The 18680-nt window shown below is 63.0% G+C and carries 21 protein-coding genes and 1 pseudogene; 9 read left to right on the top strand and 13 right to left on the bottom strand.

Translation table 11 applies throughout. From position 1 onward, the window contains the following. Positions 1–235: pseudogene (locus NKG95_RS33200) on the bottom strand (hypothetical protein); the annotation flags it as partial. 18 nt (positions 236–253) lie between these two features. After that, entirely contained in the window at positions 254–598 is a 345-nt protein-coding gene (locus NKG95_RS33195; protein WP_353043761.1) for a DUF6949 family protein, read from the bottom strand. A 121-nt stretch (positions 599–719) separates the two neighbouring features. On the opposite strand from NKG95_RS33195, the gene NKG95_RS33190 reads away from it, so the two are divergent. Both NKG95_RS33190 and NKG95_RS33185 read left to right on the top strand, forming a co-directional pair. Beyond that, positions 720–1451 (top strand): hypothetical protein, encoded by a 732-nt coding sequence (locus NKG95_RS33190; RefSeq protein ID WP_353043760.1) that lies wholly within the window; start codon positions 720–722, stop codon positions 1449–1451. A 236-nt stretch (positions 1452–1687) separates the two neighbouring features. After that, positions 1688–1975 (top strand): GIY-YIG nuclease family protein, encoded by a 288-nt coding sequence (locus NKG95_RS33185; RefSeq protein WP_353043762.1) that lies wholly within the window; start codon positions 1688–1690, stop codon positions 1973–1975. 223 nt (positions 1976–2198) lie between these two features. Here the strand turns inward: NKG95_RS33185 and NKG95_RS33180 are convergent, their stop codons facing one another. Both NKG95_RS33180 and cysE read right to left on the bottom strand, forming a co-directional pair. Further along, the gene (locus NKG95_RS33180; protein ID WP_023674799.1) at positions 2199–2402 is read right to left on the bottom strand and encodes a DUF3126 family protein; all 204 of its coding nucleotides are present in this window, start codon (positions 2400–2402) and stop codon (positions 2199–2201) included. A gap of 213 nt (positions 2403–2615) precedes the next feature. Then, positions 2616–3464 (bottom strand): serine O-acetyltransferase, encoded by an 849-nt coding sequence (gene cysE, locus NKG95_RS33175; RefSeq protein WP_023717455.1) that lies wholly within the window; start codon positions 3462–3464, stop codon positions 2616–2618. Between the two features lie 161 nt (positions 3465–3625). Between cysE and NKG95_RS33170 the strand changes: the two genes are divergently transcribed. Then, positions 3626–4246, top strand: coding sequence for an HD domain-containing protein (locus NKG95_RS33170; RefSeq protein ID WP_352495845.1), 621 nt, complete (start codon positions 3626–3628; stop codon positions 4244–4246). Here NKG95_RS33170 and NKG95_RS33165 read toward each other — a convergent pair. The 5 genes from NKG95_RS33165 to NKG95_RS33145 form a co-directional block, all read right to left on the bottom strand. Then, entirely contained in the window at positions 4243–4743 is a 501-nt protein-coding gene (locus NKG95_RS33165; RefSeq protein ID WP_353043759.1) for a GNAT family N-acetyltransferase, read from the bottom strand. The genes NKG95_RS33170 and NKG95_RS33165 overlap by 4 nt on opposite strands. 67 nt (positions 4744–4810) lie before the next feature. After that, a complete protein-coding gene (locus NKG95_RS33160) occupies positions 4811–5182 on the bottom strand; it encodes a hypothetical protein (RefSeq protein WP_353043758.1) in 372 nt (123 codons plus the stop codon). A 134-nt stretch (positions 5183–5316) separates the two neighbouring features. Next, positions 5317–6084 (bottom strand): alpha/beta fold hydrolase, encoded by a 768-nt coding sequence (locus NKG95_RS33155; protein WP_352495842.1) that lies wholly within the window; start codon positions 6082–6084, stop codon positions 5317–5319. A gap of 20 nt (positions 6085–6104) precedes the next feature. Further along, positions 6105–6668 (bottom strand): DUF192 domain-containing protein, encoded by a 564-nt coding sequence (locus NKG95_RS33150; protein ID WP_352861841.1) that lies wholly within the window; start codon positions 6666–6668, stop codon positions 6105–6107. A gap of 19 nt (positions 6669–6687) precedes the next feature. Then, the gene (locus NKG95_RS33145; RefSeq protein ID WP_036244259.1) at positions 6688–7284 is read right to left on the bottom strand and encodes a cold-shock protein; all 597 of its coding nucleotides are present in this window, start codon (positions 7282–7284) and stop codon (positions 6688–6690) included. Between the two features lie 216 nt (positions 7285–7500). On the opposite strand from NKG95_RS33145, the gene gloA reads away from it, so the two are divergent. Together gloA and NKG95_RS33135 are read left to right on the top strand one after the other, a co-directional pair. Continuing rightward, positions 7501–7941: a lactoylglutathione lyase gene (gloA, locus tag NKG95_RS33140; protein WP_353043757.1), complete on the top strand. Its 441-nt coding sequence runs from the start codon at positions 7501–7503 to the stop codon at positions 7939–7941. A 164-nt stretch (positions 7942–8105) separates the two neighbouring features. Continuing rightward, a complete protein-coding gene (locus tag NKG95_RS33135) occupies positions 8106–8399 on the top strand; it encodes a DUF2218 domain-containing protein (protein ID WP_353043756.1) in 294 nt (97 codons plus the stop codon). Between the two features lie 8 nt (positions 8400–8407). Here the strand turns inward: NKG95_RS33135 and NKG95_RS33130 are convergent, their stop codons facing one another. Then, positions 8408–8980: a DUF1697 domain-containing protein gene (locus tag NKG95_RS33130; RefSeq protein ID WP_353043755.1), complete on the bottom strand. Its 573-nt coding sequence runs from the start codon at positions 8978–8980 to the stop codon at positions 8408–8410. Continuing rightward, positions 8977–10233: a threonine ammonia-lyase IlvA gene (gene ilvA, locus NKG95_RS33125; RefSeq protein WP_353043754.1), complete on the bottom strand. Its 1257-nt coding sequence runs from the start codon at positions 10231–10233 to the stop codon at positions 8977–8979. The genes NKG95_RS33130 and ilvA overlap by 4 nt, the downstream gene beginning before the upstream one ends. 126 nt (positions 10234–10359) lie before the next feature. Between ilvA and NKG95_RS33120 the strand changes: the two genes are divergently transcribed. From NKG95_RS33120 to NKG95_RS33110, 3 genes are all read left to right on the top strand, one after another. Then, a complete protein-coding gene (locus NKG95_RS33120; protein WP_353043753.1) occupies positions 10360–11754 on the top strand; it encodes a hypothetical protein in 1395 nt (464 codons plus the stop codon). Positions 11755–11857: 103 nt separating this feature from the next. Next, positions 11858–12931: an alpha/beta hydrolase gene (locus tag NKG95_RS33115; protein WP_023717444.1), complete on the top strand. Its 1074-nt coding sequence runs from the start codon at positions 11858–11860 to the stop codon at positions 12929–12931. 133 nt (positions 12932–13064) lie between these two features. Next, positions 13065–14228 carry an alpha/beta hydrolase gene (locus NKG95_RS33110; RefSeq protein ID WP_352495838.1) on the top strand — a complete coding sequence of 388 codons (1164 nt, stop codon included), beginning with the start codon at positions 13065–13067 and terminating at the stop codon, positions 14226–14228. A gap of 261 nt (positions 14229–14489) precedes the next feature. On the opposite strand, the gene ade is transcribed toward NKG95_RS33110, so the two are convergent. Together ade and NKG95_RS33100 are read right to left on the bottom strand one after the other, a co-directional pair. Continuing rightward, complete coding sequence (ade, locus tag NKG95_RS33105) at positions 14490–16301, bottom strand: adenine deaminase (RefSeq protein WP_353043752.1); 1812 nt, start codon at positions 16299–16301, stop codon at positions 14490–14492. 557 nt (positions 16302–16858) lie between these two features. Continuing rightward, a complete protein-coding gene (locus NKG95_RS33100; RefSeq protein ID WP_353043751.1) occupies positions 16859–17311 on the bottom strand; it encodes a cupin domain-containing protein in 453 nt (150 codons plus the stop codon). Positions 17312–17800: 489 nt separating this feature from the next. Between NKG95_RS33100 and NKG95_RS33095 the strand changes: the two genes are divergently transcribed. Continuing rightward, positions 17801–18367 (top strand): hypothetical protein, encoded by a 567-nt coding sequence (locus NKG95_RS33095; RefSeq protein ID WP_353043750.1) that lies wholly within the window; start codon positions 17801–17803, stop codon positions 18365–18367. Positions 18368–18680 lie beyond the last annotated feature (313 nt).

The following is an 18680-nucleotide window of genomic DNA, read 5'->3' as shown; positions in this document are numbered from 1 at the left end:
TTGGCGGTGTGTGTTGGTCTTGGGGTGGGGGGGTGTTTTTTTTTTTTTCGGGCTGGTTTGGGGGGGGGGCGCTTTTTCGTTGCGTGTGGGGGGGGGGGGGCTCCCCCACGCCGAACCAGAAGCCGGCGTTGCGGCCGATCCTGATATTGCCGATCAGCGTGGCGTCGGGCGCGATCCAATTGCTGTCGGCGTCCTCGAAGGTGGGCGCTTTTCCGTCAATCGCGTAGATCGGCATTGCTGTCTCCAGATCGTCTCACACCGACAAGCTGCCAGACCCTAGAAGCGAAGCCGCCCAGGACGCAATGGCGATCACCACCATGCCCAGCGCCAGCGCCCAGATGGTCGCCGTACAGCCGCAGGAGATCAGCCTCAGCACCGAGATGCGACGCTCGCGCCAGGCGTCCAGCGCCTCGTTGGCTAACATCAGCGGCCCGGCGCAGGCCGTCGCCGCGAGCGAGCGCAGCATGTGCTTCGACGATACATAGGGCTGGACGAAGGCAAGCCTACGGCCGGCGACCAGCTCCATCGCCGAACCGGCCAGGCCGCAAGCCGTCAGCCCAGCCATAAAACTGAATATGATTTGTTCGACCGGCCCCATCTTTACCCTCCGTTTACCATGAAATCGCACAGTCGCTCGCAAAAGCTTGCGAAGCAAGAGCCGTGCCGCGCCGAGATGTGCCGCTCAGGTACACCCGATGGGACGGTAAACGAGGGTCGCGATGAAGCAGGCAGCCGGCACAGAGGGCCCGCAACTCAGCGTCGTCGATTCGACGCTGATGAAGCGGGTGTTTTATGCGTTCGCGACGCTGGCGCTGCTTTCGGTGGCGATCAGCCTTGGCGGCAGATGGTTAGGCCGCTCGATCGCCATGGCCGGATACACCGACGACACCACGGTCCACAAGGTCGTCATCGGCAACAACATCATCGCCGTGCCGGCCAATGTCATCCGCTTTGCCCAGGCCCGGCGCGACGGCATCGCCTCGCGGCTCGACCTCTATTTGCGCTATCCCGAGATGGACGGCTACAGCGAGGTTGCCCGCAACGACTTCAACCACACCGGACCCAGCAAGGACATCGTCTTCCTGTCGTTCGAGCCGCAGATGATGTCGCGCGACATGAGCGGCCGCTTTGCGCCGATCTACAGCGCGCTGATCGCCAAGCCGGGTACGCCCGGCCCTGGCGGCACCACACTTTACGCTTTCAGCGAAAAATCAGGCTATCTCAACGAAGTGCTGGCGGTCGCAAACCGCCCCGGCAAGGATCCGTTCGTTGCCCGCTGCCTGAGCGGCCCGAGCGCGGACGAGTCGCTGGCGCCCTGCGAACGCGACATTCTGGTCGGCGACAATCTCAATCTCACCTACCGCTTCCCCCGGGAATTCCTGGGCGACTGGCAGGCGCTCGAAGCAGCGATTTCTGGCGAGGCAACGCGTGTGCTGAAGGCAGGGCGATAGGGCTTGATCCTTTGACCGACCCTGAAGGGCTGAGGGCTGGAGCCCCGGCCAATCGGGCTACCAATCTCCAGGGTTTGCGATTAGCTGTGGGCCCACCACGCCTTCGTCATCCTAGGGCGGAGCAGGAGCGAAGCGACGTCGCGGAGACCCTAGGATCCATGCCGTTACGCCAGTCGAAGAATGCAGCGGCTCAGAACGGTGCTTGCATCCGCAACAATGCCTACTACCCTTCAACCATGACCGGCTACGCCTACATGACTGCAAGCCAGAAGCGCGGCACGATCTACATCGGTGTCACCAACGACCTCGGCCGCCGCATGCCGGAGCACAAATCTGGCGAAGGCTCGCGCTTCACCAGCCGCTACGGCGTACAGCGTCTGGTCTGTTACGAGGAACATTTCGACATTCGCGACGCCATCCAGCGCGAGAAGTCGCTGAAGCGCTGGCCACGCCGGTGGAAGATCGAGCTGATCGAGAAGACCAATCCAGAGTGGTTCGAACTGTTTCGCGGGACTGGTTGGTAGAGGACGCCCAGCCGGTGCCAAGAAGCATTCGATTCTGGTCAGAGTGGAGCACTGCCGCGAGGTAACGGCATGGATCCCAGGGTCTGCGCCGCGTCGCTTCGCTCCTTGCTCCGCCCTGGGATGACGAAGGGAGGGATGCTCCAGCCAGTCTCCGACGTCTGCGCTCCGCCATCAGGCGGTCCCGCCTGCAACAAGCAGGTCCGGCCAGCACCAAACTCCCGGCTCAGGCCAGATCGATGTCGAGGATCGCCATCGAGAAATTATAGTCGCCGTCGTCCTCGTCCTTGAAGACGATGCCGAGGAACTCGTCGCCGACATAGACCTCGGCCGAATCTTCCTTGCGCGGCCGCGCCTTCACTTCGAGTTTGGGGTTCTGGAAGGTGCGCTTGAAATAGGCGTCCAGCTTTCTGATTTCGTCCGGCTTCAACAGTCTTCTCCGATCGTCGCTTGCTCAAGTGCGTCGCGTCTGAAGAGATCGATGCGACGCGCTTTAAATCTTGCTTCATGCATGTCGCTATCCCAAAACCGCTGGGCACTTTTGGGCGACATGCATTGGTGAGCGCGCTTCTGGCACGTCGACAATGGCCATGTAAAGGCAAGCCGGCATAGGGGGCAGGAATTCAGCCCCCTGCCCGAGCACTCAGATGTCGAAGCTGACGACGTGGTCCATCGTCTGCGACGGCAACAGCTGGTCCATCTGCCGCGAAGGCTGGTCGCAGCCGGTCTCGCCGACGACGCGGGCCGGCACGCCGGCAACCGTCTTGTTGTGCGGCACCGGCGACAGCACCACCGAGCCGGCCGCGATCTTCGAGCAATGGCCGATCTCGATGTTGCCGAGGATCTTGGCGCCGGCGCCGATCAGCACGCCGTAGCGGATCTTGGGATGGCGGTCGCCACCGGCCTTGCCGGTGCCGCCCAGCGTGACGCCGTGCAGGATCGACACGTCGTCCTCGATCACCGCAGTCTGGCCGACGACGAGGCCGGTGGCGTGGTCGAGGAAGATGCCCTTGCCGATGCGGGCGGCCGGATTGATGTCGGTCTGGAACACCGAGGACGATCGGCTCTGCAAATACAGCGCGAAATCCTGGCGGCCCTGGTTCCACAGCCAATGCGCCAGCCGGTGCGTCTGGATGGCATGAAAACCCTTGAAGTAGAGTACCGGCATGATGAAGCGGTCGCAGGCCGGATCGCGGTCGTAATAGGCCTGGATGTCGACGCGCACCGTCGTCGACCAGTCCTTGTCGTCGGCCGCCATCGCCTTGAATGTCTGGCGGATGAGGTCGGAGCCGATGTCCTGGTGGGCGAGGCGCTCGGCCAGCCGGTGGATAACCGCTTCTTCCAGGTTTTCCTGATTGAGGATGGTCGAATAGAGGAACGCCGCCAGCAGCGGATCGCGGTTGACCGCTTCCATTGCTTCATCGCGGATCGAACGCCAGATCGGATCTACCGGCTGCACCCTGGTGGGACGGGAAATCGTAACGCTGTTCATCTGATGTCTCCGGCCATCCAATGTCTCAGGCCATCCAATGTCTCGGCTTGGCGGCTTGCCTATTCTCCGGCCGCACCTATAAGCCAGATCATAGCACGGGTGAACTCAATTTTCCTTAGTGCTTCGTCAAATGGATTTGGTTGGCGGAATTTCAAGCTGCCATGGAAAACGCAACCTTGATGGACGAGACCCTGAAGCGCGAGCTTTCCGCGCTGTATGACGCCGCGGATCGCCACTACCACGACCTTGGCCACATCGAGGCGATGCTGGCGCTAGCCAACGATTACAAGGCATTGCTGCATGATCCTGAAGCAGTCGAAGCGGCGATCTGGTTCCACGACGCGATCTACGACGGCCGCGCCAAGGACAATGAGGCGAGGAGTGCCGCACTTGCCGAGACAAAGCTCGCCGGCCGCGCCGATGCACAACGCATCCGTCGCATCGCGGCGATGATCACTGCCACCGCCGGCCACGAATTGCCGTCCCTTGGCGATCAGCATTCCGTTCGTGACGCGGCGCTGTTCCTCGACATGGACCTGGCGATCCTGGGTGCTGCGCCTGACGTGTTCGACGCTTACGAACAGGCGGTTCGCCGCGAATATCAGTGGGTCGATGAGCCGATGTGGCGGGCCGGCCGTGCCGCTGTCCTAAAGGGCTTCCTCGCGCGTCCGCATATCTTCCATAGCGAGGAATTCCGCCGGCGCTTCGAAACCCAGGCCCGGCAAAACATGGCGCGCTCGCTCAGGGCGCTTGGCGATAACCTCAGCCCAGACAAATCCTAATCCGGAAACGTCTCCATGCGCTGCGCATAGGCCTTGAAACCGGCTCGCCCGTAGACAGATCGCGCGCCCGGATGATCGTGGGTATCGGTGTGGAGCCAAACCCTTTCGGGTTCATGCGACCAGACGGCGCGCAGCGCCCGGTCGAGCAGGTACGGGCCAAGCTTGCGGCCCTGAAGAGCCGGAACGACCCCGAAATGGGCCAATTCGACAACCGGCTGGCCGACGCCCGTGAATTCGCACAGGCCGGCGGCTTCGCCATCGACGCGCAGGACATGGATATGCGTCGACGGGCTGGCGAGAAGGCGCTCGAGGTCGCCCAAGGGCATGCGCAGCCGCTGATCCCATTGCACAGGCTCGCCAACAGCGCGGTAGAGGCTGATGTAATCAGCGAGGCCAAGCGTTTCGCGCACCACTGCCGCGCCCGGTGCGGGTGCGGCAAAGCCGCCGCCGGACGGCGGCTCGGTCATCTCCAGATAGGTGACGAGAAGATCGACCATGGCAACTCGCGCAGATTTGAAGCTGAGGGGTCGCGTCGGCCGCTTGCCTGCCGGAGGTTTGCCGAGATCAGGTGAATGCGCCAAAAGTCGATGCCATTGCCCACAGCATGAACCCCCCGGCCGCAAGCGACGCGCCATTGACGACGATGCCAGCCAGGCCGAGCACACGATTGTCGTTTGGGCGACCCACGGCCATCAACCCGAAGACCACGCCGATAAGATGTGCCAAGGGGCCGGCCAGAAAAAATACCGCAGCGAAGAAGCCCGTCGCACTGTTCTGGAGCAATGGGGAGGCGTCGCTCGGCATTGCTATCAACGCGGTGATCGCAATCGCCCCTGTCGCCAATGCGGCCACCGCTAGAACAACGGACCATTCGCCGAACCTGCTTTTCGCAACGACGCCCGGCAAAGCGGCGTCGCTTCTTCCCCATTGTGCCATCGTACCCCCCTGCCCTCGTTCAGCGCGTGGCGGGTTTGAACCGATCCACAAGTCGCGCTTATTTACTGCTGTATCGTTGCAAAACCGCTAAGAACCTAGCTTCAGGCCCTATGGCCGCTTTTGGGAGCCATCCATCAAAGTGGATGCTCTGCATAAAACTCCAGCACACGCTGCTTGAAGGATTTGTCGCCTACCGCCAGCATGTGGTCGCGGCCTTCGATATGAAATGCCCTGGCGTTCGGCATCAAGGCAGCGAGTTCATCCGGCGAGCCGCCGATGTCGTCCTTGGTTCCCACCGCAATCAAGGTCGGCTGGGCAATGCGGGCAATGTCGGCCTCGCTCAGCAATTCGCGCGACGTGGCGATGCAGGCGGCGAGCGCCCGGCGATCGCTGCGGGTCTGGTCGGCGAAGGCGCGGAACGAGCGGCCGCGCGGGTCGCTGGTGCCTGCGGGATCCTCGGCCAAGAGGGCGTCGGCTATCGGATCCCAGTCGCCGACGCCGTCGACCATGCCGATGCCGAGACCGCCGAAGACCAGCGTCGCCACCTTGTCCGGCTCGGAGAGCGCCAGGAAGGCCGATATGCGCGCGCCCATCGAATAACCCATGACATGGGCGCGTTCGATGCCGAGATGGTTCAAAAGCGCTGCCGCGTCGGACGCCATTTTTGCCGGCGTGTAGTCTGCTTCGTCATAGCTTTTCGACGACGAGCCATGGCCGCGATTGTCGAAGGCGATCGCACGGTAGCCGGCATCGTTCAGCGTCTTGAACCAGCCGGGCGACACCCAGTTGACGTAGTGGCTCGAGGCAAAGCCGTGGATCATCAGCACGGGATCGCCCTGCCCCGATGCTGGCTGGCGGTCAAGGAAAGCAAGCTCGAAACCGTCATGGGAGAAGAACTGCATCGGCCGAAGATCCTGCCCGTTCAGTCGGAATCGACATTCGGCGCATCGCCCTTGTCGGGCGGCGGCATGGCTGGCCCCGCCGCCGTGCCGATGGCCGGATGGCGCAGCAGGTCGCCGTCCTTGATGCCCTTTTTGGCGGCGGTTCCTGCCTTGAGCTCGAGCACGAAGCGCACCGGTTCGTCCGGCGAGATGATCGCCTCCGACTGCGGCTCGCCTTGCTTGATCGCCCGGATCCGGCCGTCCTGGCCGACGAAGATCAGGTCGAGCCGCAGCGGCGTGTTCTTCATCCAGAAACTCACATCCTGCGGCGCACCGAAGACGAACAGCATTCCGTGATTGTCGGCCATGTGGCGGCGGAACATCAGGCCGGCCTCGCGCTCGGCGGGCGTGTCAGCGATTTCGACGGAGAAAGAACGCTCGCCCGCCTTCGTCACCGCGACCAGCGGCGCCGGGTCGACGGGAAGGATCATCGCCTTGCCGTCGGCCGAACTCGATTGCTGAAAATAGAAGAAGGCGCTTGTGGCGACGATGAGGAAAATCCCGGCGTAGAGCGCGCCCGCCGTCAGCCGGTTCCTGTGAGCCATATGAAATCCTCGGCCGGAACTAATGCGAGACCGGCAAGGTACCCATATCGGGGTGAATTTCGGCAGCCATAAGGCCTTTGTCGCCGCGTCCGAAGCGGACCAGCACCACCTGGCCCGGACGGAGTTCGGTGATGCCGTAGCGGCGCAGCGTCTCCATGTGGACGAAAATGTCCTCGGTGCCCTCGCCCCGGGTCAGAAAGCCGAACCCCTTGGTGCGATTGAACCATTTCACCAGCGCCCGTTCGAGGCCGCTTTCCGGCGTCACTGCGACATGGGTGCGCTGCTCCTGCAGCTCTGCCGGATGCACCGCTGTGGTGACATCCATCGAGAGCACGCGGAAAGCCTGCAGCCCGCGCTCGCCCTGCTTGACCAGGCAGACGACACGGGCGCCTTCCAGGGCGGTCTGAAAACCGTCCTTTCGAAGGCACGTCACATGGAGGAGGATGTCGCCCGAAGAACCATCATCGGGAAGGATGAAACCGTAGCCCTTGGCCACGTCAAACCATTTGATGGCGCCGGCGATTTCGACGAGATCGGCCGTATCGGCGCTCTCATCCCGCTTCAACGCATCGTTACCGGCCCCGTCCCGCCCCATGAAAGAGGCCTTTTCCCCCATAAGAACGCCCCCTTTTTTCAAGAAACACCGCAACTGATTCTTGACGCCAGATTAACACCGCGGCTTCCGGTGTGTGCAAGACCTGACGTGCCTTTTTTCACGGTTCCGTACAGGAATAGCGGATTTGTCGTTTGCCGGCGCCGGCAAGCGTGGCCAATTGCCCTTTGGCCGGGCCGCCCTTATGTTCCGCCGCAACGCAACATACGGAGGAAATCCATGCGCTATCTGCACACCATGGTCCGCGTCGCCGACATCGATGCTTCGCTCGATTTCTACTGCAACAAGCTTGGCCTCAAGGAAGTGCGCCGCCACGAAAACGAGCAGGGCCGCTACACGCTGATCTTCCTCGCCGCGCCCCAAGACGAGCAAAGCGGCATCAGCGAGAAAGCGCCGCTGGTCGAGCTGACCTATAATTGGGACCCGGAAGACTACAAGGGCGGCCGCAATTTCGGCCATCTCGCCTATGAGGTCGACGACATCTACGCCACCTGCCAGCAGCTGATGGACAATGGCGTCACCATCAACCGGCCGCCGCGCGATGGCAACATGGCGTTCGTCAAATCGCCGGACGGCATCTCGATCGAGCTGTTGCAGAAAGGCCCGGCAAAGCCGAAGGCCGAGCCTTGGGCGTCGATGCCGAACACCGGCAGCTGGTAACCGATCACGCCATCTTGAGCGGACGTCGCCAGACGGATACGTCCCGCGGCCTTTGGTTTTCGCGGCAGGCGCCTATCTAACCGGCGTGGCGCCTGTCCGCGAAGGCTGGCGCTATTCATGCAATAGGCGCTCGCCAAGTCCAATGGCGCCGGGAGAATTCATTCATGCCGACCAGCCATGTCGACGTCGCCACCGAACACGCCAGCCGCTATCTGCAGCAGCTGTGCAAGCATTGGGCGCACAAGTTTCCCGTCGAATTCGACCCGAACCACGGCAGCATCGATCTGACGCTCGGCCGCACGGTTCTCGATGCCGACCCGGCAGCGCTGCATATCGCGGTGACAACCGACGAGGCCGCCTCGCTCGAGCGCCTGGAAGCGGTCGTCGCCGACCACATCAGGCGCTTCGCCTTCCGCGAAGAGCTGGCATTCGACTGGAAACGCGCTCCGGCCGCCTAGACGACCTATCAACCGCCGGCCTTGGCCATCTCCAGCAGCATCAGCACGGTGCGCCAATTGCGCGCCGTGCCGGGCACCTTCAGGACGCGCGGGATGAGATTGGCAAAGACCGATTTGCCGAGCCCGTCGGGCGCATGCAGGTAAAGCACGTCGCCCTTGATCTCGAAGCGTTCGGGCCCAGTGCATTTTTCCGCCAGCCGGGCGAACTCTTCGGCGGTTGGCTGGCGCTCCAGCGCATAGGCGTGCAGCTTGGTCGGCTCGCCCGCGACTTCCGGATAGGGATTGTCCGTCGCCAGCCGCTCGAGCCAGCCGAGATCGCGCACCATGATGCGCGAGTGGAATCCCCATTTCTTCTCGAATTCCGCTTCGAGCCGCTTGGTCAGCATCGCCGCATCGCCATCTGGCGACCGAAAGACGGCGTTGCCGCTCTGCACATAGGTGGCGACATCGGAGAAGCCGAGCTGCTCGAAGAATGACCTGAGTTCCGCCATTTTGACGATGCGATTGCCGCCGACATTGATGCCGGAAAACAGCGCGACAAAAACCTTTCCCTGAGTGCGAGGAAGATCGTTGCTGCTCATATGATGAACCCGGCGAGCGTCTCGTTGTCGGTAATGTCCTGGTAGTGGACGCTCTCGGCGTCGAAATTCGCCTTGAGCAGGTCGAAATTGCGGCGGTCCTTGGTTTCGATGCCGATCAGCACCGATCCGAAATTGCGCGCCGATTTCTTCAGATATTCGAAGCGGGCGATGTCGTCGTCGGGGCCAAGCAATTCGAGGAAATCGCGCAACGCGCCGGGCCGCTGCGGAAAGCGGATGATGAAGTATTTCTTCAAGCCCTCGAAGCGCAGCGCCCGTTCCTTTACATCCGGCAGCCGCTCGAAATCGAAATTGCCGCCCGACACCACGGCGACAATGGTCTTGCCCCTGATTTCCTTCCTGGAGAAATCCTTGAGCGCATCGATCGCCAGCGCGCCGGCCGGCTCGAGCACGACGCCTTCGACATTGAGCATTTCGATCATGGTCGCGCAGAGCCGGTTTTCCGGAATCAGCCGCACCGCGTCGGCGGCAAACTCCTTGAGGTGGCGCAGCGGCTCGCGGCCGATCTCGGCCACCGCCGCGCCGTCGACGAAATTGTCGACCTTGGCGAGCTTTACCCGCTTTCCGGTGGCGAGGCTCTCGCTCAGGCTCGGGGCGCCTGCCGGCTCGCAAAAGACGAAGCGTGTTTCACGCTGCTGGTCGGCGAAATAATGGGTGACGCCGGCGGCCAGGCCACCGCCGCCGACGGGCAGCATGACGATATCAGCCATGCGCGCCCCGGGCATCTGGCCTGATATCTCGTAGGCGACGGTCGCTTGTCCTTCGATGATGTCCTTATGGTCGAACGGGGGCACCATGTGGGCGCCGGCAGTTTCGGTGAATTCGAGTGCGGCGCGATAGCAGTCGTCGAAGAAATCGCCGACCAGCCTGATCTCGACGAATTCGCCGCCGAACAGCCGCGTCTTGTCGATCTTCTGCTGCGGCGTCGTCACCGGCATGAAGACGACGCCCTTTTTGCCGAAATGACGGCAGACGAAGGCAAAGCCCTGCGCATGATTGCCGGCCGAAGCGCAGACAAACAGCTCGGCATTGTTGCCGGCGGCCAGCGTCTTGCGGAAGAAGTTGAAGGCGCCGCGGATCTTGTAGGAGCGCACCGGCGTCAGGTCCTCGCGCTTCAGCAGCACCCGCGCGCCGGTCTTCTTCGACAGATAGTCGTTTTCCTGCAGCGGCGTTTCCGGAAAGATCTCGCGGATCGCGGCAGCGGCGGCAGCGACGCGAGAGGAGAAACTGGTCATGGCAAGAGCACCCCACAGGCTAGCCGAATTCGGTCCCGCTATTGCATATCCGGCCTCGCGAAGCCATTGTTCGGTCACCCGAAAGGGTGTTCCCAAAACCTCGTTGGCCGTTAGGAGCGTCTGTTCATGCCTGTCGCATCGGTGGCCCGGAAAACCGTGTCGCTGCCGGAGTTCGGCGAGCCGACGGTGATGCCGCTGGTTACGCGCGCCACCTATGAGGCCCGCATCGCGGCACTGGTCGCGCGCGGCGGGTTCGATGCATTGGTCGTCTATGGCGACCGCGAACATGCCGCCAATGTCGCCTATCTCTGCGGCTACGATCCGCGCTTCGAGGAGACGCTGCTGATCATCGTTCCTGGCAAGTCGCCGAAACTGCTGGTCGGCAATGAGGGCTGGGGCTATGCCGAGATCTGCGACGGGCCGTACGAGCGCGTGCTCTACCAGACGTTTTCGCTGCCGGCGCAGCCGCGCGACCGCTCGCAAGCGCTGGCCGACATCCTCGTCGATTGCGGCCTGAAGGCCCGCCAGCGCATCGGCGCCATTGGCTGGAAGCCGTTCGGCCCCGGCGATGCCGGTTTTGGCGAAACGACGCTCGACCTGCCGTCCTTCATCGCCGACACGCTGCGCACGCTTGCCGGCGATAAAGGGGCGGTTGCCAACGCGGCTAACCTTTTGATGAACCCTGCCGACGGCCTGCGCGCCATCAACGAGGCCGACCAGCTGGCCGCGTTCGAATTCGCCGCGACCTATTCCTCGCAAGGCCTGCGCAATGTGCTGCAAGGCATCGAACCCGGCATGACCGAATTGCAGGCGGCGCGGCTGATGGGCATCAACGGCCTGCCGCAATGCTGTCACCCGATGCTGTCCGCCGGCAGGCGGGCGCCCTATGGCCTGCCAAGCCCGCGCCTCGAAATCATCAAGCGCGGCGACCCGATCACCGTGGCGTACGGCATCCAGGGCTCGCTAAATGCCCGCGCCGGTTTTCTGGTCGAGGACGCGGCCGAGCTTCCAAGGGGCATCCAGGACTATGTCGAGAAGCTGGTCGCGCCCTATTTCTGTGCCGTCGTCGACTGGTACGAGACGGTCGGCATCGGCGTTCCCGGCCGCGCGTTGTGGCAAGCGGTGCACGACCGCATCGGCGATCCGTTTTTTGGCGTGTCGCTCAATCCCGGCCATCTCATCCATATCGACGAATGGATGCATTCGCCGGTATTTTCCGGCTCTGAGATCAGATTGAAGTCGGGCATGGCCTTGCAGGTCGACATCATCCCGGCGACCGGCACCGATTACTTCACCACCAACATCGAGGACGGCATCGCGCTGGCCGACGAGGCGTTGCGCGAAGAGATCGCCGCGCGCCATCCCGAAGCCTGGCGCCGCATCGAGGCGCGCCGCGCCTTCATGACCGACGTGCTCGGCATAAGGCTGAAGCCGGAAGTGCTGCCCTTTTCCAACATTCCGGCCTTCCTGCCGCCGTTCTGGCTTTCGCGCAACAGTGCGATGGCCGTCGAAACACGCTGAGCGCATTTCGGCGGCCGCGACTTACTTCCGCCGCACTTCGGCTGTCCGGGAGATGCGGCGGAGGTGGATGGGCCTTTGGTTAGGCCGGAGTGGAATTGCTTAAGTGCCCTTGAAGACGATTTGCATCATTGTCCTTGCCGCGCTGCTCGCCGGCTGCGGCGGCCGCCAAACCGAGGAACTGCTCGGCAGCGCCATGATGGCGGTGCCGGTGACGGAAATCGCCGGCAACCACTCGATCTTCATCGCCACCACGCGCAAGCGCTCCGACGATCCCAACAAGGTCTTCGACGGCGAGCGCTCGGCGACGCTGAACTATGCCCGCGTCAACGTCACCGTCCCCGGCATCCACAAGACAGGCCAGATCGAGCGGCGCTCGCGCGGCAAGTCGGACGATCCGGCCAAATACTTCATGGCTTCCGAGGTCGTCGGCTACGACACCCAGCCGAAATTCTCCAGTGCGCTCAGCGCCGACATCGCGGCGCGCGGCGGCCGCGTCATGGTCTTCGTCCACGGCTACAACACCGGCTTCGACGCCGCGGTCTATCGCGTCACCCAGATCACCCATGATTCCGGCTATCCCGGCACGCCGGTGCTGTTTTCCTGGGCGTCGGGCGCCAAGACCACCGACTATGTCTACGACAAGGAAAGCGCCAGCGTTGCCCGCGACCAGCTGGAAGTGACGCTGAGAATGCTGGCGCAGACCGGCGCGCGGCGCATCGACATCGTCGCCCATTCGCTGGGGACCTGGGTCACCATGGAGGCGCTGCGCCAGCTCGCCATCACCGGCGACCGCGATCTCGGCGGCAAGCTCGGCGACGTCGTGCTGGCCTCGCCCGACATCGACGTCGACGTGTTCAAGAGCCAGATGCGCCGCTACGGCAAGCCGAACAAGCCGTTCATCCTGCTGCTCTCCGACGACGACCGGGCGCTGCGGCTGTCCGGCCTGATCGCCGGCGCGCGGCCGCGGGTCGGCGACTACAAGGACGCCGCCGACCTCGCCAGCTATGGCGTGTCGGTCGTCGACCTCTCCAGCGTCAAGGGCGCGGACCGCTTCAATCACACCAAATTCGCCGACAACCCGGAACTGGTACAGTTGATCGGCCAGAAGCTGCGCGAGGATGACGGGTTTGCCAGCGACCGCGAGGTGACCGACCGCATCGCCTCGGTCGGACAATAGCTGCATTGCGCGGCAGTGATTGTTGACCATTGCCGCACCATCGGAACAGTTTGAACTGGACCGTGCCGGCCTCTGCCTCTATCGAATAGGCCAAGACGTCTCCGGCTCGACGTCGCCCGTTGCGGGAGCCCGCGTGACCGTGCCTTCGAAGATCTTTCTCGTCGTTGCGTTCGCGCTCGCGCTGGCAGGCTGCGCCGGCCAGAACACGCACGATCTGCTCAACAAGACGACGATCACGGTGCCTGCTGCCGATATCGCGGCGACGCATAAGATCTTCGTCGCCACAACCCGGCAAAAGGCGACGAAAGAGCCCCGGCAGGTGTTCGACGGAGACCGCTCGCCGACCACCAGCTTTGCCAGCGTCGAGGTGACCGTTCCCAAGGTCCACCAGGTCGGCGCCATCGAACGGGTCAAGGGCTCGGCCAACAGCAATCCGGCGAAGGATTTCACGGCGACCGGCGTCACCTTCTACGAAGGCGCGCCGCAATTCGCCAAGGCGGTCGGCGCCGACATCGCCATGCGCGGCGACCGCGCGCTGGTTTTCGTGCATGGCTTCAACAACGGCTTCGACGACGGCATCTACCGGCTGACGCAGATCGCGCATGACACGAAATATCCCGGCACGCCGGTGCTGTTTTCGTGGGCCTCGAGCGGCAAAACGACCGGCTACATCTACGACAAGGAAAGCGCCAATGCGGCGCGCGACGATCTCGAAGCGACGCTGCGCATGCTTGCCAAGAGCCGCGCCAAGAGCATCGACATCATTGCCCATTCGATGGGGACCTGGGTGACCATGGAAGCGTTGCGCCAGCTTGCCATCACCGGCGACCGCGACCTTGGCGGCAAGCTCGGCTACGTCATCCTGGCTTCCCCCGACATCGACGTCGACGTGTTCAAGAAGCAGATGATCCGCTACGGCAAGCCAGACAAGCCGTTCGCCGTGCTGCTTTCGGGCGACGACCGGGCGCTCAGGCTGTCGACCCTTATCTCCGGCGACAAGCCACGCGTCGGCGACTATGGCGACGCGGCCGACCTCGCCAGCTATGGCGTCTCGGTGGTCGACCTGACCAAGACCAAGGGCGGCGACCGGCTGAACCACGCCAAATTCGCCGACAACCCGTTCCTGGTGCAGCTGCTCGGCGACCGCCTGCGCGCCCCGGCCGGCCTGGCCTCCGAAGAGACGGCGCCGGCCCAGCTCGACAATCTCGGCCAGGGCCTCGGCAAGGCCGTCGGCTCGGTCGCCGAGATCGTCATCACCACGCCGTTCAAGGTGCTGACCATCGCCACCGGCGGGTGAAGCGGCCGCTGAGCGGTCACTGTTGACGTCAGTTCGGAACAAAGCGCACGGCAGCGATCCTTCGCGCCCCCCTCTGTCCTGCCGGACATCTCCCCCACTTGGGGGGAGATTGGCCGCCACCTCGGCTTTTGCCAATCGCCAACGTTGCTGAACGAGCCGGCGGCGAAGCTGCCGATCTCCCCCCTCGTGGGGGAGATGTCCGGCAGGACAGAGGGGGGCGCTGTCCCGCCGGCATCAAAAGGTTTCCACACCGCAGCAACCCTAAACGAACAGATCAACCTTCTGGAACGTCGTCACGTCGATCAGGCCGACGTCGGAAATCCTGAGCTCGGGGATGACGACCAGCGCCAGCAGCGAGTGCTGCATGTAGGCGTTGTTGAGCGAGCAGCCCATCTGGCGCATGGCGTCGCTGAGTTTGTCCGCCTTGGCGGCGACGATTTCCGCCCGCTCGTTCGACATCAGCCCGGCGATCGGCATTTCGACCAGCGCCAGCTCCTTGCCGTTGGAAAACAGCACGACGCCGCCGCCGACCTCGCCCAGCCGGTTCACGGCCAGGGCCATATCCTGCTTGTTGGTGCCGACGACGATGATGTGGTGGGCATCGTGCGCCACGCTGGAGGCCATGGCGCAGTCGCCGATATAGCCGAAGCCGGAGACGAAGGCGTTGGTGACGCCGCCGGTGCCCTTGTGACGCTCGACCAATGCGATCTGACAAACGTCGTTGCGGCGGTCCATGGCGACCAGCCCGTCCTCGACGGCAAGATCGGCCTCCAGCGCCCGCGTCGGCGCCTGGTTCTCGATGACGCCGATGACGCGTACCCGCACCTCGTTGGCGCCCATGGGTGCGGCGATGTCGAAATCGCCGGCCTTGAGCTTCTTGCCGAGCTTAACGGTGTTCTTCGCCGTCCGCGGATAGTCGTAGGCCGGAATGTCGATTTCGAGCTTGCCTCCCTTGGCCAGCCTGACGCCGCGGCCATAGACCTCGTCGATGGTCATTTCGGCCAGGTCAGAAACGATCAGCAGATCGGCGAGCCGCCCAGGCGCGATCGAGCCGATCTCGCGTTCCAGCTTGAAATGCTGGGCGGTGTTGAGCGTCGCCATCTGGATCGCCGTCACCGGCTTCAAGCCCTGGCTGATGGCGTGGCGCACGACCCGGTCCATGTGGCCTTCATGCACCAGCGTGCCGGAATGGCTGTCGTCGGTGCACAGGATGAAGTTGCGCGGGTCGAGCCCGCTCTCCGTCACCGCCTTGATCTGCGATGCCACGTCGTACCAGGCCGAGCCCAGCCGCAGCATCGCCTTCATGCCCTGGCGGACGCGGGCGATGGCGTCCTCGGCGCGCGTGCCTTCGTGGTCGTCCTCCGGGCCGCCGGCGACATAGCCATGGAACGGCAGGCCGAGATCGCGCGAGGCATAATGCCCGCCGACCGTCTTGCCGGCCCTCACCGTCGCCGCGATCTCGCCCGACATCACCGGATCGTTGGCGGCGACGCCCGGAAAATTCATCACCTCGCCGAGCCCGATGATGTTCTCCCAGGTCATCGCCTCGGCAACGTCGGCGACGGTCAGCTCGGCGCCGGCATGCTCCAGCCCCGGCGCCGACGGCACGCAGGACGGCATCTGCACATGCACGTTGACCGGCATGGCGACCGCCTCGTCATGCATCAGCCGCACGCCCTGAAGGCCGAGCACATTGGCGATCTCATGCGGATCGATGAACATCGAGGTGGTGCCATGCGGGATCACCGCGCGGCAAAATTCCGTCACCGTCACCATGCCGCTCTCGACATGCATATGCGCGTCGCAAAGCCCCGGCACCAGATAGCGGCCGCCGGCATCGACCACCTTGGTGCCCTGGCCGATGGCATGGCCGGCATTCGGCCCGCAATAGGCGAAGCGGCCGCCAGCGATGGCGACATCGGTGCCGGCGATGATCTCGCCCGAATGAACGTTGACCCAGCGCCCGTTGCGGATGACGAGATCGGCGGGCTTGCGGCCCATGGCCACATCGACCAGATGCGTCGCCATCTCGGCCCAGGGTTTTGGTTTCGTCGCATTGGCGGTCTTCGGCATCAACAGGCTCCTCTTTGCCCGACTGTGCCAAGCCGGGAGGATTTTGACCAGCGAGGAAGTAAGCGCCGACGGCGAAACTGCCGATCTCCTCTCTCAAGGGGGTGATGTCGCCGAAGGCGACAGAGGGGGTCGGGACGTCCTGACGCGAACCGTTGCCGCGAACAAAGCGGGCTGGCGCTCGACGCGCGACGACCCCCTCTGGCCTACCCTCTTTGCCACAACTTGCCATCTCCCCCACAAGGAGGGAGATCGATGCGCCATGGCTTTCGCCAATCGCCAAGGGCATTTTGCGTCGGCCGCAGCAACTTTGTTCTTGCTTTGTGCCGGCAGCTATGCTACTAATTTGGGTATGGTGCTAATTGGCTCCAACGACCCGCCTCCCGAGGCGGGTTTTTTGTTTTGGCGCCATTCATCGCAAAATGGCCCAAGCAGACGATTCCGTTGCGGCCAATCAGCTTTTGCCGCGTTAGCGGATCTTACTGAATCGACGGTCGCGGAGTTTGACGCACTCCATCGTTCGAGCCTTCAGCCGGTTCAATCAATTCGATCCCGAACTGTCACTTCTTGCTCGGGTCGTCTGCCGGGTTGACGTAGGTGATCTTGAATGGCCCCTCGCCATGAACCTGAATAATCGTATCGCTTGTCGTCCAGGCGAAGTGATTCATTCCGGCCGGCGCGACGCCGAAGCCGCCAGCAGTCAGTTCGACACCTTTCGCCTCGTCGAGCTTATCGCCCATTCCAATATGGAAGTTGCCGGAAAGCACCGTTACGTATTCCGTGGTGGGATGATTATGTGCGGCAATTTTGTAGCCGGCGGGTGTCTTCAACCGCAGCACAAAGGCGCCGTCCTTTGAGGGATCTCCAGCGACAACAGCTATTTCCGCGCCGGCTGGAATGACAGCAGGAGCAGGACCCCACTTGATGTCTGCGGCGTTCATCGGCATCTCATCAGCAAACAGAGGCGCCGTCCCAACAAGCAGCAGTGCCAGGGCAGAGGCAAGCTTGAGCATGACAATCTCTCCAGGGGTTCGTAGAGGACGGCGTCGAGTATCGGCGCGCTGATCCACTTGCCAATTGGAGTCTATCAGGGCAGAGCGCCCGAACGCATCCTGCGAACGGGGGACGCGCATTCGTGGTAGCCTCGGAAGCTGCCGCTAAAACATTTCCAGGTGAAACGATTTTGTTTGTATCTCCGTGGGTGATTGGCCCTCGCTAGCTTCCAGTGCCAGATTTCTCTACGGCAGAAGACGGCTTGACGGCCCCCGCCCGGCATCTGAAAAAGGACTGGCCTGCGGACGTGGCGGAATTGGTAGACGCAAGGGACTTAAAATCCCGTTCTAGTCCGTTGCACCCTCGCAACTAACCCCTCAAAGCCTTGTAATTCCCCGGTTTCCGCCGGGGTTTTGCACATCAAAACAAACCGCTCCACTCGTGCAACGGATTGTGTGGGAAACCCGCCGTTGTGGGAAATCGTGTGGGGAAAAGGAGAACAAACGTTCATGACCACACATACAGAGGCCGGCCCCCGCTTTGTCTACAACGGCCCGAACGAGACATACCCATGGGTGGCTGTCGTTGACCTATCGAAACACCTCCGCAGCGAGATCGGAGGAGGCCTTCGTCCCGGCGTTGCCGTATGGCTGAGGGCGAACCTTCCAGAGGGTCGGGTTGGCACCTTGAAGTTCCCAAGGAGCGGGGACAGGAGGGGAGGAAATCTGATCGCTGTGGACGTCCGCAACGTTGACCTTGTAGGAATGTACGCAGCCCACATCGCCAGCGGCAAGGACTTCCGAGCCAAGTGGTCAGACCTCCCGAACTCACCTACCCTCGACTATGATGCCAAACTGGAGGTCTGGTGGAGGCAGGGGTACATCACCGCCAGCGAGGCCAAACGGGCGGGTGGCGTGGGCATGTCGATGCGCACGAAGATGAATGACGTACGCCACCTGTACGGGAGGCTCATAGGCAAGCCCACCTGTTCGTTCGGAGAGGCTGTCAGGGCTGTCATACAGGCCGATCCCTACTACTCAAGGCTGCTTCTCGACGTCTACAAGTTGGCTGCCTGATGGCCGCGAACCGAACGGGCGTCCACATCATCGCCAACCGGGCTGGTCTCTCCTACGGGGACACCAAGCTCCTCCTCTTCAACATCATGCTCAACACTCCCCGGGCTGCCTCGTCCGCAAGGACGCTGGCCATGGCCATACCCCTTAGGCTCCCCTGAAGTTCTCCTCAGGGTGTAGCCGAGGGGGCACAGGGACACAGGAGATCCGCCTGTTTATTAGTCCAGACCGTAACCAATGCCCCCTGACAGCTATCTACCGGTAGAGTCTCGGGTACTTGGCCTTCTCAGTCTGGCAATCATCCCTACGCCGCACC

Source organism: Mesorhizobium sp. M1423 (assembly GCF_040317575.1).
Lineage (GTDB): Bacteria > Pseudomonadota > Alphaproteobacteria > Rhizobiales > Rhizobiaceae > Mesorhizobium.
The sequence above is the reverse complement of the archived record's forward strand: the minus strand, read 5'-3'. Positions and strand labels throughout refer to the sequence as shown.